Annotated in this window: 1 protein-coding gene; it reads left to right on the forward strand. The window is 73.5% G+C overall.

Annotation, left to right across the window (positions count from 1 at the left end; translation table 11 throughout):
- Window positions 1–26: 26 nt before the first annotated feature.
- Window positions 27–16,361 (forward strand): SDR family NAD(P)-dependent oxidoreductase, encoded by a 16,335-nt coding sequence (locus OG446_RS27025; protein WP_443050233.1) that lies wholly within the window; start codon window positions 27–29, stop codon window positions 16,359–16,361.
- Window positions 16,362–16,422 lie beyond the last annotated feature (61 nt).

Consider the following 16,422-nt stretch of genomic DNA (forward strand, 5'->3'; position numbering starts at 1 on the left):
CCGGTGACGGGCGACAATTGTGTGGAGTGCAGATGACTGAGTCGGAAAACTTCGTCTCTGGCACCGACGGTGTGCCGGACGGGGGTACGGAGCGGCAGGCCGCACTCGTGCGTGAGCTGGAATCCCTCCCCACCTCGGAGCAGACCAGGGTGCTGCTGGACCTGGTGCGCGAGAACACCTCGGCCGTCCTGCGGCAGACCCGGCCGGACACCACACAGACCGTGGACCCGGCACGCGCCTTCCGCGAGCTGGGGCTCGACTCCGTGGCGCTGGTGGCCCTGCACGCCCGGCTGATCGCGGCCACCGGCCTCCCCCTGCCCCCTACCGTCGCCTTCGACCACCCCTCACCGGCCGCCCTCGCCGCACATCTGCGCACCGAGGCCCTGGGCCTGCCGGACCTGCCCGATCCGGTCGTCGCGCCGGGCATCGCCACCGACGACCCGATCGCCGTCGTCGGCATCGGCTGCCGTTACCCCGGTGACGTGTCGTCGCCCGAGGAGCTGTGGCGGCTGGTCGCCGACGGAACCCACATCCGCGACGACTTCCCCACCGATCGCGGCTGGAACCTGGACCGTCTCTTCGACGACGACCCCACGACCCCCGGCACCACCTACGCCCGCCACGGCGGATTCCTCTCCGGCGCGGCCGGGTTCGACGCCGACTTCTTCTCCGTCAGCCCTCGTGAAGCCCTCGCCATGGACCCGCAGCAGCGTCTCGTGCTGGAGACCGTGTGGGAGGCCGTGGAGCGGGCCGGAATCGACGCGCAGACCCTGCGCTCCAGCCGGACCGGCGTCTTCGTCGCCGCGGAGCCGCAGGAGTACGCGATGCGCCTGCACGAAGCACCTGACGGTCTGGACGGCTATCTGCTCAGCGGCAACGCGCCCAGCGTGGTCTCCGGCCGGGTCGCCTACACACTCGGCCTGGAAGGCCCCGCGCTGACCGTCGACACCGCCTGCTCGGGTTCGCTGGTCGGCCTCCACCTCGCCGTCCAGTCCCTGCGGCGCGGCGAGTGCACCCTCGCACTGGCCGGCGGGGTCGCCGTCATGGGCAGCCCCGGCGTGTTCACCGCGTTCAGCCGGCAGCGCGGTCTGGCGGCCGACGGCACCGTCAAGGCGTTCGCCGCCGCCGCGGACGGCACGGCGTTCGCGGAGGGCGCCGGCGTGTTCGTCCTGGAACGCCTCTCCGACGCCCGGGCCAACAACCACCCGGTCCTCGCCGTCGTACGCGGCACGGCCATCAACCAGGACGGGGCGTCCAACGGCCTGACCGCACCGAGCGGCCGCGCCCAGCGCCAGGTCATCCGCCAGGCACTCGCGGACGCCGGACTCACCGCGGGCGAGGTCGACGCCATCGAGGCGCACGGCACCGGCACCACGCTCGGCGACCCCGTCGAGGCCCAGGCACTGCTCGCCACCTACGGGCAGGAGCGCACCGGGGGACCGGCCTGGCTCGGTTCGGTGAAGTCCAACATCGGGCACACCCAGGCGGCGGCGGGCGCGGCCGGACTGATTAAGATGATCATGGCGATGCGTCACGGGCTGCTGCCCGCGACACTGCACGTGGACGCCCCCTCGCCCAACGTCGACTGGTCGGCGGGGGAGGTCCGGCTGCTGACCGAACCCGTGCCGTGGGAGCCCGGCGAACGCCCCCGCAGGGCCGCCGTCTCCTCCTTCGGTGTCAGCGGCACCAACGCCCACATCGTCGTCGAGGAACCGCCGGCCGAGAGCGCGCAGAGCGACGCCGAGGGTGACGGCGCCCCGGCCGACGAGGGCCGGCCGCTGCCGGCGGTTCTCTCCGCGAAGACCGAGGCCGCCCTGCGCGACCAGGCGCGGCGCCTGCTGACCCACGTCGAGAGCACCCCGGGCACCCGGCCGCTCGACCTCGCCCACTCCCTGGCGACCACCCGCTCCGCGCTGCCGCACCGCGCCGTGGTGCTCGCCGGTGACCTCACGGGCCTCCTGGACGGACTGCGCGCCGTGGCCGACGGCCGCGAACTCCCGGGCGTCCTCGCCTCGGTCACCGAAGGCGGCGGCACCGCGTTCCTCTTCACCGGTCAGGGCAGCCAGCGCCTGGCCATGGGGCGTCGGCTGTACGACGCCTACCCGGTCTATGCCAAAGCCCTCGACAACGCCATCGGCTATCTCGATCTCCAGCTCGACCGCTCCCTGTGGGACGTCCTGTTCGCCGACGAGGGCAGCCCCGAGGCGGCTCTGCTGGACCGCACCATGTACGCGCAGGCGGCCCTCTTCGCCGTCGAGGTCGCCCTGTTCAGGCTCCTGGAGTCCTGGGGCGTTCACCCCGACTACGTGGCCGGGCACTCCATCGGCGAGCTGACCGCCGCCCATGTCGCCGGTGTGCTCTCGCTCGACGACGCCGCCACCCTCGTCGCCGCACGCGGCCGGCTGATGCAGGCGCTGCCGGAGGGCGGCGCCATGATCGCGGTGGAGGCCGACGAGGAGACGGTGGAACCGCTCCTCGCGCACTGCCGCGACACGGTGAGCATCGCCGCCGTCAACGGCCCCCGCGCGGTCGTCCTGTCCGGTGACGAGGACACGGTCACCGCCCTCGCCGCCCGGCTGGAGGCCGACGGCCACCGCACCAAGCGGCTCCGGGTCAGCCACGCGTTCCACTCGCCGCTGATGACACCCATGCTCGAAGAGTTCCGGCAGATCACCCGGATCCTCACCTACACCGCGCCGAAGATCCCCGTCGTCTCCGCCCTCACCGGTGGGCTCGCCACCGCCGGGGAACTCACCGATCCCGAGTACTGGGTACGGCACGTCTGCGCGCCCGTACGCTTCCACGACGCCGTCGCCTCCCTCACGGAGCGCGGCGTCGCCACCTTCCTCGAGCTCGGACCCGACCCGGTGCTCTGTGCCATGGGCCGCGCGAGCGCCGGTTCGTCCGCGGAGTTCGTCCCACTCCTGCGACGCGGGCACGACGAACCGCAGCAGTTGCTCGCCGCCGTGGCCGTCGCCCACACGCGTGGCACGCGCATCGACTGGAACGCCTTCTTCGCCGGTTCCGGCGCCCGGCGCGTCGAGCTGCCCACCTATGCCTTCCAGCACGAACGATTCTGGCTCAGCGCCCCCGACGCCGCCCAGGACGCGACGGCGCTCGGCCAGATGGCAGCCGACCACCCCCTGCTGGGCGCGGTGGTGGGCCTCGCGGACACCGGCGGCGCCGTTCTCACCGGACGGGTCTCGCTGCGCTCGCATCCCTGGCTCGCCGACCACGTGATCGACGGCCATGTCCTGCTGCCCGGAACCGCGTTCGTCGACCTCGCGGTCCGGGCCGGTGAGGAGACCGGCTGCGAACGCCTCGACGAACTCGTCATGGCGGCCCCGTTGACCCTGCCCACCACGGGCGGCGTCGCCCTCCAGATCGTCGTCGACGCTCCCGGCCCCACCGGCCTGCGTGCCCTCGCCTTCTACTCACGCGACGAGGACGCCCCCGCCGACGCCCCGTGGACCCGTCACGCGACCGGCAGCCTCGCCCCCCGGAACCCCGCCGGGCCGCGGACCGCGGACTTCGCGGCGGGCACCTGGCCGCCCCCCGGTGCCGAGCCCCTGGACATCACCGGCCTCTACGGTGACCTGGCCACGCAGGGCTACGCGTACGGGCCCGCCTTCCACGGACTGCGAGCCGTCTGGAGGGGCGGGGAGGGCGAGGTGTTCGCCGAGGTGCGACTGCCCGCGACGGCCGGCGACCCGCCCTCGGCCTACGGGCTCCACCCCGCGCTCCTCGACGCGGTCCTGCACGCCACCGACTTTGCCACGGCGGCCGGCACGGACACCCCGGACGAGCGCATCCTGCTGCCCTTCGCCTGGACCGGAGTCACCCTGCACGCGGCGGGCGCGACCACGCTGCGGGTACGCGTCACCGCCACCGGCACCGACGAGGTCGCCCTCGAACTGGCCGATGCCGCCGGAGCCCCGGTGGCCTCCGTCGACTCCTTCCTCGTCCGGCCCCTCGCCGCCGGCGGGCTGGCCGCCACAGCCCACCCCGACGCGCTCCACCACGTCCGGTGGATCCCGCTGCCGGCCCCCGCCGCCACCCGGCCGGACCCCGACACCGCCGTCCACATCTGCCCCGCACCGGCCGGCCCCGATGTCGCCGCCGACGTCCGTGCCGTCCTCGGAGACACGCTGGCGGCCGTACGGGACCGGCTCGCCGACGAGCGTTCCGCCACCGCGCGGCTGACCGTGCTCACCCGGGGCGCGGTCGCCGCCGTCGCGGGGGAGCCGGCCGCGCTCGCCCAGGCGCCCGTCTGGGGCCTGGTGCGCTCGGCCCAGGCCGAGCACCCCGGCCGCTTCCTGCTGCTCGACACCGACGGCTCCCTCGGCACGGACGAACTGCTCCGCCTCACCGACGGCACGGACGAACCCGAAATCGCCCTGCGCGAAGGGCAGTTGTTCGTACCCCGGCTGACCCGCACCACGCAGGCACCGGACACCGCCGCCTCCGCCCCCTGGCGCACCGACGGCACCGTCCTGATCACCGGCGGCACCGGTGGCGTCGGCGCCACGGTCGCCCGGCACCTGGTCACCGCACACGGCGTACGCGGACTGCTGCTCACCGGCCGCCGGGGCGCGGATGCGCCCGGCGCCGAGGAGCTGCGGGCCGAGCTGACCGCACTCGGCGCGGAGGTCGTGATCGCCGCCTGTGACGCGGCCGACCGCGACGCGATGGCCGAGACCCTGGCCGCCGTACCGGAGGGGCTGCCGCTGAGCGCCGTGGTGCACGCGGCGGGGGTGCTCGACGACGCACTGGTCGACTCCCTCGACGACGCCCGCCTGGACACCGTCCTGCGGCCCAAGGCCGACGGTGCCTGGCACCTGCACGAACTCACGCGCGACATGGACCTGTCGGCGTTCGTCCTGTTCTCCTCCACCGCCACCGTGCTGGACGGTGCCGGACAGGGGAACTACGCCGCAGCCAACGTCTTCCTCGACGCCCTGGCCACCCACCGTGCCGCCCTCGGACTCCCCGCGACCTCGCTCGCCTGGGGGCTGTGGACCGGCACCGGCGGCATGGGCGGCACCCTCGACGAGGCCGCACTGCGGCGCATCGAACGTCTGGGCCTCCAACCCCTGTCCGTCGCGGAGAACCTCGCCCTCCTGGACCGTGCGATCACCACCGCGGACCACCCGGCAGTCATGCCCGTACGGCTGAACCTGCGCACGCTCAACGCCCGCGCCGGTGACGTACCGGCCCTCCTTCGTGCTCTGGTCCGTCCGCCCCGCCGCGCCGTGGGCGGGGGCGGGATCAGGGTCGAGCAGTCCCTCGCGCGCAGCCTGGCCGGCCTGACCCGCTCGGAGCGTGGCGAGGCCCTCCTCGACCTGGTCCGCACCCAGGTGGCCGCCGTCCTCGGCCACGACGGACCCGAACGCGTCGTCACCACACGGGCGTTCAACGAGATGGGCTTCGACTCCCTCGCGGCCGTCGAACTCCGCAACCGGCTCGGCTCCGCCACCGGCCTGCCCCTGACGGCCACCCTCGTCTTCGACTACCCCTCGCCCGGAGCCCTCGCCGACCATCTGGCCTCCCGGCTCGGCGGCGACACGGAACACCAGGCCGGCCCGCCCGCCCCGGCCGCTGTCACCGCCTCCGACGACGACCCCATCGCCATCGTCTCCATGGCCTGCCGCTACCCCGGCGGCGTTACCTCGCCCGAGGAGCTGTGGCAGCTCGTCGAGGAAGGGCGCGATGTCGTATCGGCGTTCCCCACCGACCGCGGCTGGGCCACCGACATCCACGACACCGTGCCCGGCACACCGGGCAAGAGCCTCACCGGCCAGGGCGGATTCCTCTACGAGGCGGCCGGATTCGACGCCGAGTTCTTCGGTATCAGCCCCCGTGAGGCACAGGCCATGGACCCCCAGCAGCGACTGCTGCTGGAGATCGCCTGGGAGACCGTCGAACGCGCGGGCATCGACCCGCACGCCCTGCGCGGCAGCGACACCGGTGTGTTCGCCGGTGTGATGTACCACGACTGGGGGCTGCGGCTGGGCCCGCTGCCCGAGCAGGTGGCCGGCTACCACGGCAACGGCAGCCTCGCCAGCGTGGTCTCCGGGCGGGTCGCCTACACCCTGGGCATCGAAGGACCGGCCGTCACCGTCGACACCGCCTGCTCGTCCTCACTCGTCGCCCTGCACTGGGCCGCCCAGGCGCTGCGCCGCGGCGACTGCAGCCTCGCCCTCGCGGGCGGCGTCACCGTCATGTCCACCCCCGACACGTTCGTCGACATGAGCCGGCAGCGAGGCCTGGCCGCCGACGGGCGGTGCAAGTCGTTCGGCAGCGGTGCCGACGGCACCGGCTGGGGCGAGGGTGTCGGCATGCTCCTGCTGGAGCGGCTCTCCGACGCCGAACGCAACGGTCACCGGGTCCTCGGCCTCGTCCGCGGCTCCGCCGTCAACTCCGACGGTGCCTCCAACGGTCTCACGGCGCCCAACGGGCCCGCGCAACAGCGCGTCATCCGACGCGCGTTGAGCGTCGCCGGCCTCACCCCGGCCGACGTCGATGCCGTCGAGGGCCATGGCACCGGCACCGTTCTCGGCGACCCGATCGAGGCCCAGGCGCTGCTGGAGACCTACGGCCAGGAACGCCCGTCGGACGACAGCCCGCTGTGGCTCGGCTCCATCAAGTCCAACATGGGCCACACCCAGGCGGCAGCCGGTGTGGCGGGCATCATCAAAATGGTGCAGGCGATGCGTCACGGCACCCTGCCCGCGACCCTGCACGCCGAAGAGCCGTCCTCCCAGGTGGACTGGGAGTCCGGCGCCGTCGCGCTGCTGACCGGCCCCACCGCCTGGCCCGCGCACGGCCGCCCGCGTCGCGCCGGGGTGTCGTCGTTCGGTATCAGCGGCACCAACGCCCACGTGATCATCGAGGAGCCGCCCTCCGCCACGCCGCAGGACGCGCCGGAGCCGGCCGGTCCCACCTCCGGCCTGCTCACCTGGCCGCTCTCGGCCAGGACCCCGGACGCGCTGAGCGCCCAGGCGACGCGCCTGCTCGGCCATCTCGCGACCGTCCCCGACGACGCCCTCGCCGCCACGGGCCACGCCCTCGCGACGACCCGCGCCGCCCTGGACCACCGTGCGGTGGCGCTCGGCGCCGACCGTACGGAACTCGCAGCCGCGCTGGAGGCGCTGGCAGCCGGCGACGGGCCGGTGCGGGACGCGGTCAGTGAGGGCAAGGTCGCGTTCCTGTTCACCGGTCAGGGTGCGCAACGACTGGGGATGGGCCGGGAGTTGTATGAGGCCTATCCGGTGTTCGCGGAGGCGTTCGATGTGGTGGTGGGGGAGTTGGATGCGCGGTTGGGTGTGAGTTTGCGTGAGGTGGTGTGGGGTGAGGATGCGGATCTGCTGAACGGGACGATGTTTGCCCAAGCGGGGTTGTTCGCGGTGGAGACTTCTCTGTTCCGGTTGGTGGAGTCGTGGGGGGTGCGTCCGGACTTCTTGGTGGGGCATTCGGTGGGTGAGATTGCGGCTGCGCATGTGTCCGGGGCGTTGTCCCTGGCCGATGCGGCTGAGTTGGTGGTGGCGCGTGGTCGGTTGATGCAGGCGTTGCCTTCTGGTGGGTCGATGGTGGCGGTGGAGGCGACGGAGGCTGAGGTGCTTCCGTTGTTGAACGGTGAGGTGGGGATCGCGGCGGTCAACGGGCCGCGTTCGGTCGTTGTCTCGGGTACGGAAGCGGCTGTGCGTGAGCTGGTCGCCACGTTCGAAGGGCAGGGCCGCAGGACGAGTGTGCTGCGGGTCTCGCACGCGTTCCATTCGCCGTTGATGGAGCCGATGCTGGCGGAGTTCGGGGCGGTGGTGGCCGGGCTGTCGTTCGGCGTCCCGTCCATTCCTGTGGTGTCCGGTGTGTCCGGGGACCTGGCGTCGGGTTGGGGTTCGGCGGAGTACTGGGTGCGGCACGTCCGTGAGGCGGTCCGCTTCGCGGACGCGGTCCGGTTCCTCGAAGGCCGCGGCGTCACCTCGTACATCGAGATCGGACCCGATGCCGTGCTCAGCGGAATGGGCCAGGACTGTGTCGAGGACGCCGAGGTGTTCGCCTTCGTCCCCTCACTGCGACGGAACCGGCCCGAGGTACGCGAACTCCTCGCCGCCGTCGGCAGAGCCCACGCGCGCGGTGTCACCGTCGACCGGGACGTCTTCTTCGGTCACCGTGGCCTCGGTCAGGGCCCGGACCTGCCCACCTACGCCTTCCAGCACCAGCGCTACTGGCTCGACCTGGCCGCCGCCCCCGGAGACCTCGATGCGGCCGGACTCGAAGCGGTCAACCACCCGTTGCTCAGCGCCGCCGTGGCGACACCGGACGACGGCGGGGTCGTCCTCACCGGGCGGCTCGCGACCGGCACCCAGCCATGGCTCGCGGACCACGGCGTGCTGGGCAGCGTGCTGCTGCCGGGCACCGGTTTCGTCGAGCTGGCGATCCGGGCGGGCGACCACGTGGGCTGCGGCCGGATCGAGGAGTTGCTCCTCGAAGCACCGCTGACACTGCCGGCCCGCGGCGGAGTGGCCCTGCGCGTCGTCGTCGGCGCACCGGACCCCTCCGGCGCCCGCACGGTCAGCATCCACTCCCGCGGCTCATCGGACCCCGACGTGCCGTGGACCCGGCACGCCCACGGCACCCTGACCCGCGAGGCGGCCGAACCGGCCTTCGACCTCACCCAGTGGCCGCCGGCCGGCGCCACCCCGGTCGACGTCGATTCCGCCTACGAGCGGCTGCGCGAACGCGGGTACGACTACGGCCCCGCCTTCCAGGGCCTGCGCGCGGCATGGCGGCGCGGCGACGACGTGTTCGCCGAGGTCGCCCTCGACGGTCCCGCCCGCAGCGAGGCGGCGGTCTTCGGACTGCACCCCGCACTCCTCGACGCCGCCATGCACGCCGATCTGCTGACGGATCCGGCCGCCGACGCGGCCACGCTGCTGCCCTTCTCGTGGAACGGCGTCACCCTGCACGCCGCCGGAACCCCCTCGCTACGCGTTCACATCCAGCGGATACGTGGCGACGAGGTGTCCGCCATCCTGGTCGCCGACGAGAGCGGCGCACCGGTGGCCACAGTGGAGTCGCTCGTCTCCCGCCCCGTCTCGCCGGAGCAGATCGCGGCAGCCTCCGGAGCCCGGTCCGCCTCCCTCCACCGGATCGTCTGGCAGCGGACGGAGCCGGTCACCGAGAACGCCGGCGCCACCCCCGCGTACACCGTCCTGCACTGCCCGGCAGCGCCCGAGGGCCAGGACGTGCCGGAAGCGGCGCGCGCCCTCACACACCACGTGCTCGGCGAGATACGCGACCGGCTCGACGATCCCGAGGCGGGCACCGGCCCCCTCGTCGTGGTCACCCGGCGCGCCGTGCCCGTCCGGTCCGGTGAGGACGTGGACCCGGCCCAGGCCCCCGTCTGGGGACTGGTACGTGCAGCGCAGGCCGAGAACCCGGGCCGCTTCCACCTGCTCGACGTCGAGGACGAATCCGAGGCGACGGACACCGCGCTCTCCGCAGCCGTCGCGTCCGGCGAACCCGAATCCGCCCTGCGCGGCGGCGAGTCGTGGGTGCCCAGGCTGGGCCGCGCCACCGCCCCCGAGCCGGCACGGCTCGCGCCGTGGGACACCGACGGAACGGTGCTGATCACCGGAGGCACCAGCGGACTCGGCGCCCTCGTCGCGCGCCACCTCGTCACCGCCCACGGTGTGCGGCACCTCCTGCTGGCGGGCCGGCGCGGCCCGGACACACCCGGTGCGGCGGCACTCGCCGCCGAACTGACGGGTCTCGGCGCCCAGGTCCGGATCGCCGCGTGCGACGTGGCCGACCGCGACGCCCTGGCCGCACTGCTCGCCGGGATCGACGCCGGCCGCCCCCTGCGCGCCGTCGTGCACGCCGCCGCGATCGCCGACGGCGGCCTGGTCGGCAGCCTCACGCCCGACAGGTTCGACGCCGTTCTGCGCCCCAAGGCCGAGGGCGCCTGGCACCTCCACGAACTGACCAGGGACACCGATCTCACCGCGTTCGTCATGTTCTCCTCGGCGGGCGGCCTCGTCCTCGCCGCCGGACAGGGGGACTACGCGGCAGCCAACGTCTTCCTGGACGCGCTCGCCACCCACCGCACGACGGCCGGACTGCCCGCGACATCGATCGCGTTCGGCATGTGGGACGTCAGCACCGGGCTCGGCGGCGACCTCACCGAAGCCGACCTGGACCGGATGCGCCGCCTCGGCCTTCCGGCACTCCCCGCCGAACGGGGCCTGGAGCTCTTCGACGCCGCCCTCGTCGTCGAGGACGCCGTCGTCGTCCCCCTCACCATCGACGCCGCGGCGCTGGCCGCCCGCAGCGACGAGGTCCCCGCACTGCTGCGCGGCAGGGGCCGCGCTCCCGCCCGCCGCACCGTGCGGGCGACCACCACCGGCTCCGCCCTGGAACGCCGCCTGACGGGCGCCACCCCCGACGAGCGCGCCCGCATCCTGCTGGACACGGTCCGCACCCAGGTGGCCTCCGTCCTCGGCCAGCCGACCCCCGAGGCGGTCGGACCCGACACCGCCTTCCGCGACCAGGGGTTCGACTCCCTCGCCGCCGTGGAACTGCGCAATCTGCTGGTCGGGTCCACCGGGCTGCGACTGCCCGCGACGCTGGTCTTCGACTACCCCAACTCCCGTGCGGTGGCCGGACATCTCGACACCCTGCTCACCGGCACGGCCGCCATCGCCGAGCGCGCCGCGACCCCGCACGCGGCGGTGGACGACGACCCGATCGCGGTGGTGGCGATCAGCTGCCGCTTCCCCGGGGGCGTGCGCTCCCCCGAGGACCTGTGGGACCTCGTCGCAGGCGGCGTCGACGCCATCGGCGACTTCCCCGCCGACCGGGGCTGGGACGCCGACGCCCTCTACGACCCCGAACCGGGACTCCCCGGCCGCACCTACGTGCGCGAAGGCGGATTCCTCTACGACGCGGCGGAGTTCGACCCCGAGTTCTTCGGCATCATGCCGCGCGAGGCCCTGGCGATGGACCCGCAGCAACGGCTGCTGCTCCAGTCCGCATGGGAGACCTTCGAGCGCGCCGGCATCGACCCGGAGACGCTGCGCGGCAGCCAGACCGGTGTGTACGCCGGTGTGATGTACCACGAGTACGGCAGCCGGGTCACCGACGTTCCCGACGACCTGGCCGGATACCTCGGCAACGGCAGCGCGGGCAGTATCGCCTCCGGCCGCGTCGCCTACGCACTGGGCCTCGAAGGGCCCGCCGTCACGGTCGACACAGCCTGCTCCTCCTCCCTGGTCAGCCTCCACATGGCCTGCCAGGCGCTGCGCACCGGCGAGATCGACCTCGCCCTGGCGGGCGGTGTCACCGTCATGCCGACCCCGGAGATCTTCGTCGACTTCAGCCGGCAGCGCGGCCTCGCGGCCGACGGACGCTCCAAGGCGTTCGCGGGCGCGGCCGACGGCACGAGCTGGGCCGAGGGAGTCGGTCTCCTGCTGGTGGAGCGCCTTTCCGACGCACGCCGCAAGGGGCACCCCGTCCTCGCCGTGGTCCGGGGCAGCGCCATCAACCAGGACGGCGCCTCCAACGGGCTGACCGCCCCCAACGGCCCCTCCCAGCAGCGCGTCATCCGCAAGGCCCTGGCGGCCGCCGGGCTGACCCCCGCCGACGTGGACGCCGTGGAAGGACACGGCACCGGCACCCGGCTGGGCGACCCGATCGAGGCGCAGGCCCTGCTCGCCACGTACGGCCAGGACCGCCCCGCCGACCGCCCGCTGTGGCTCGGCTCGGTCAAGTCGAACATCGGGCACGCCCAGGCAGCCGCCGGTGTCAGCGGTGTCATCAAGATGGTGATGGCCCTGCGCAACGGCCTGCTGCCCCGGACCCTGCACGTCGACGAGCCGTCGCCGCAGGTGGACTGGGAGGCCGGCGGCGTACGACTGCTGACCGAGCCGGTCGACTGGGCGGCGCAGGACCGGCCCAGGCGGGCGGGCGTCTCCTCGTTCGGGCTCAGCGGTACCAACGCGCACGTCATCATCGAGGAGGCGCCGGCGGTCGAGCAGGCGGAGCCGGACGAGCCGGACGGTGCCACCGGACCGCTGCCCGTCGTACCGCTGCCGCTCTCCGCCCGGAGCGCCACGGCGCTCACCGCGCAGGCGGGCCGCCTCCTCGCCCATGTGGAGGCGCATCCGGAGGAGTCGCCGGCCGACATCGGCCACTCCCTGGCCACGACGCGTGCGGTGCTGGATCACCGTGCGGTGGTGCTGTCCGCGGATCGTGGGGCGGCGGTGCGTGCGTTGTCGGATCTGGCGGCGGGCCGGGAGTGTGCGGAGGTCGTCACGTCGGCGGGTTCCTCCGCGGATGGCCTGACGGCGTTCCTCTTCACGGGCCAGGGTGCGCAGCGGCTGGGGATGGGCCGGGAGTTGTATGAGGCGTTCCCGGTGTTCGCGGCGTCGTTCGACGCGGTGGCCACCGCGCTGGATGCCCGGCTGGGTGTGGGACTGCGTGAGGTGGTGTGGGGTGAGGACGCGGACCTGCTGAACGGGACGATGTTCGCCCAGGCCGGGTTGTTCGCGGTCGAGACTGCCCTGTTCCGGCTGGTCGAGTCGTGGGGCGTGCGGGCCGATGTGGTCGCGGGGCATTCGATCGGTGAGATCACGGCCGCGCACGTCGCGGGTGTGCTGTCGCTGACGGACGCCGCTGAACTCGTCGTGGCACGGGGCCGTTTGATGCAGGAGCTGCCCGCCGGTGGCGTGATGGTGGCGGTGGCCGCGTCCGAGGCGGAGGTGCTTCCGTTGCTGAGCGGCGAGGTGGGTCTTGCGGCGGTGAACGGTCCGTCGGCCGTGGTGGTGTCCGGGGCGGAGAAGGAGACGCTCGCGGTCGCGGAGCACTTCGCCGCGCTGGGACGTCGTACGAAGCGGCTGAACGTGTCGCACGCCTTCCACTCACCGCTCATGGAGCCCATGCTCGACGCCTTCCGGAAGGTCGCCGAGACACTCACGTACGCCGCACCCTCGATGCGCGTCGTGTCCCATGTGACCGGAACCGAAGCGACCGCGGAGCAGCTGACCTCACCCGAGTACTGGGTCCGTCATGTGCGCGAAGCCGTCCGATTCGCCGACGGCATCGCTCACCTCTCGGACCAGGGCGTCACCCGCTTCGTGGAACTCGGACCCGACGCGGTGCTCACCGCACTCACCGAGGCCACCGCACCCGGCTCGCCCGACACCCTCACCGTGCCCGTCCTGCGCAAGGGCCGGCCCGAGGTCCCCACCCTGCTCGCCGCCCTCGCCCGGCTGCACGTCGCCGGCCCCGTCGTCAACTGGGCCGACGTGCTCGACGGCCGCGGCGGCCACAAGGTCGACCTGCCCACGTACGCCTTTGACCGGACCACGTACTGGCTCGACGCCCCCGACCCCGTCGGCGGCGATGTGACCGGCCTCGGCCAGACCGCCGCCGCGCACCCGCTGCTCAGTGCCGTGGTCGCCTCCCCGGAGGCCGGCGGTGTGGTGCTCACCGGGCGGCTCTCCGTCCGTACCCACTCCTGGCTCGCCGACCACGATGTCCTCGGGACCGTGCTGCTGCCCGGCACCGGATACATCGAACTGGCCATCCGGGCCGGTGAGGAAGTCGGCTGCGAGGTGGTGGAGGAACTCACCATCGAGGCACTGATGCCGATCCCGCCCCACGGCGGACTCGCCGTCCAGGTCGTCGTCGACGCCCCCGACGCGGGCGGGCGCTGCTCACTCGCCGTCTACTCCCGCGCCGACGACGCCCCGGCCGGCGCACCCTGGAGCAAGCACGCCAGCGGCGTACTCGCCCCGGGAAGCGGGCAGGCACCGCCCGCCGGGGCCTTCGCCCCCGCCCCGGGGGACTGGCCGCCCGCGGGGGCGACCGAGGTCGACATCTCCGGTGTGTACGACTACCTCACCGGCCAGGGGTACGGCTACGGCCCCATGTTCCGGGGCCTGCGCGGCATCTGGTCCCGGGGCGGTGAGACGTTCGCGGAAGTTTCCCTGCCGGAGGACTCCCTGGACGTCGGCAAGGACTTCCGGCTCCACCCCTCCATCCTCGACGCGGCGCTGAGCGCCACCGACTTCATGGACGGCCGCCGCCCCCAGGACGTCGGCGGCACCCAACTGCCGTTCGCCTGGTCCGGCGTCACCCTGCACGCCGCCGGTTCCTCGCGGCTGAGGGTGCGCATCACCGCCGTCGAATCCCACCGGTCACAAGGGTCCGACGCGGTACGTCTCGAACTCACCGACCCCACGGGTACCCCGGTCGCCACCATCGAGTCCCTGGTGGTCCGCCCCGTCACAGCGGCCAAGGTCAACGCGGCCGCCGCCGCGGGAGGCGGCGGTGAACACGAGGCCGTGTTCCAACTGGTCAGCCAGCAACTGCCCCTCGGCGCGGCCGTCGCCGCGGCCACCGACCGCTGGGCGGTGCTCGGGACCGGCACCGAAAGCACGGCCGCGGCCTGGCCCGGCACGGCCTACCAGGACCTTCCCGCTCTCGGGGCCGCCCTGACCGACGGCGCCCCGCTGCCCGACGTGGTCCTCCTGCCCCTGCCGCGCTCCGCGGACCACGACGACATCCCGGCGGCCGTCCGCTCCTTGACCGGTCAGGTCCTCGCCACGCTGCAGTCCTGGCTCGCTGACGAGCGGTACGCCGGCTCCCGCCTCATGGTGGTCACCCGCGACGCCCTTCCTCTCCAGGAGGGCGACGCCACCGGTGTCGACCTGGTCCAGGCACCGGTCTGGGGGCTGCTGCGCTCCGCCCAGGAGGAGTACCCCGGCCGCTTCGTCCTCATCGACTCCGACGGCAGCGATACGGCCCGGGAGTCGCTGGCCGCGGTGGCCGCATCGGGCGAACCCGAGGCGATCCTGCGCGGCGCCGAAGTACGGGTACCCCGCCTGGCCCGGGTGGCGGCGGCGGCGCCCACCGCGCCCCTGCCCTGGGACGCCGAGGGGACCGTACTGATCACCGGAGGGACCAGCGGCCTCGGTGCCGTCGTCGCCCGCCATCTGGTGGAACAGCACGGTGTACGCCATCTCCTGCTCGCCGGACGACGCGGCCAGGACGCACCCGGCGCCACCGAACTCCGCGACGCACTGCACGGACTCGGCGCCCGCGTCACCCTCGCGTCCTGCGACACGTCCGACCGTGCGGCCGTGGACGAGATGCTGACCGCGATACCGGCCGCGCATCCGCTGACGGCGGTGGTCCACGCAGCAGCCGTCATGGACAACGCGCTGCTCGCCGCCCTGACCCCCGCACAGATCGACACGGTGATGCGCCCCAAGGTGGACGCGGCCTGGAACCTGCACGAGGCGACACGCGGCCTGGACCTGAAGGCGTTCATCCTCTTCTCCTCCTGTGCCGGACTCGTCGTGGGAGTCGGCCAGGCCAACTACGCCGCCGCCAACCGCTTCCTGGACGCCCTGTCCGCACACCGCCGCGAGGCCGGACTCCCGGCCACCTCCCTGGCGTTCGGCCTCTGGGAGACCAGGACCGGACTCGGGGGCGGCGTCACCCACGCCGACCTGCGGCGCATGCGCATCATGGGCATGCCGGCCCTGCCGACCGCCGAGGGCCTGGCCCTCCTCGACGAGGCACTGGAACTCGACCGGCCGGTGCTCGTACCGATCCGGGTGGAGCGCGACCACCAGGCCCCGGCCGAACCGCCGTACCTGCTCAAGGACGTGCTCGGCGCACCGGAACGGCCCGCGGCACGCAAGGAGGTGCGGGCACCCGCCGTCACCGCGGCGAGCGCGCCCGTCGCCGAACTCACCCTGGAACAGCGCCTGTCCGGCATGAAGGCGGCCGAACGCAGGCGCGCGGTGCTGGACGTCGTACGCGAGCAGGTCGCCGGAGTGAGCCACAGCGTCCCGGCCACCATCGACGTCTCCAAGGGCTTCACCGAGCTCGGCCTCGACTCGCTCGCCGCGATCGATCTCCGTAACCGGCTCCAGAAGGCCACCGGCCTCCGACTTCCGGCGACACTCATGTTCGACTACCCCAGTCCGACGGTGCTGGCCGAATTCCTCCTCGACGAGCTCCCTTCGGGCATCGACGAGAACACACCGGAGACACCCGTTGCCTCCGCCCCCTCACCGGGCGGGCCCGCGAGCGCGGAGACCGACGCCTCCGTCCGGCAGGCCCTCGCGGACATCCCGGTCGACGCGCTCCGGGAGGCCGGCCTGCTGGACGCACTGCTGAAACTCGCCGCCCGACCCGCGGCACCCGCACCCGCCACCGAAACCGCAACGCACGCCTCGCAGGACGAGGCCGGGCCGGCCGGCGAAGCGATCAGGACCATGGACGTCGACGACCTGGTGCGTGCCGCGCTCGCGTCCGCCGACCCGACCCGGAACCCGAGCGAGGGCTGAGGACATCATGGAAGCATCTGTAGAGCAGCTGGTCGCGGCCCTCCGCTCGACCATGGTCGAG

This window comes from Streptomyces sp. NBC_00236 (assembly GCF_036195045.1).
GTDB lineage: Bacteria > Actinomycetota > Actinomycetes > Streptomycetales > Streptomycetaceae > Streptomyces.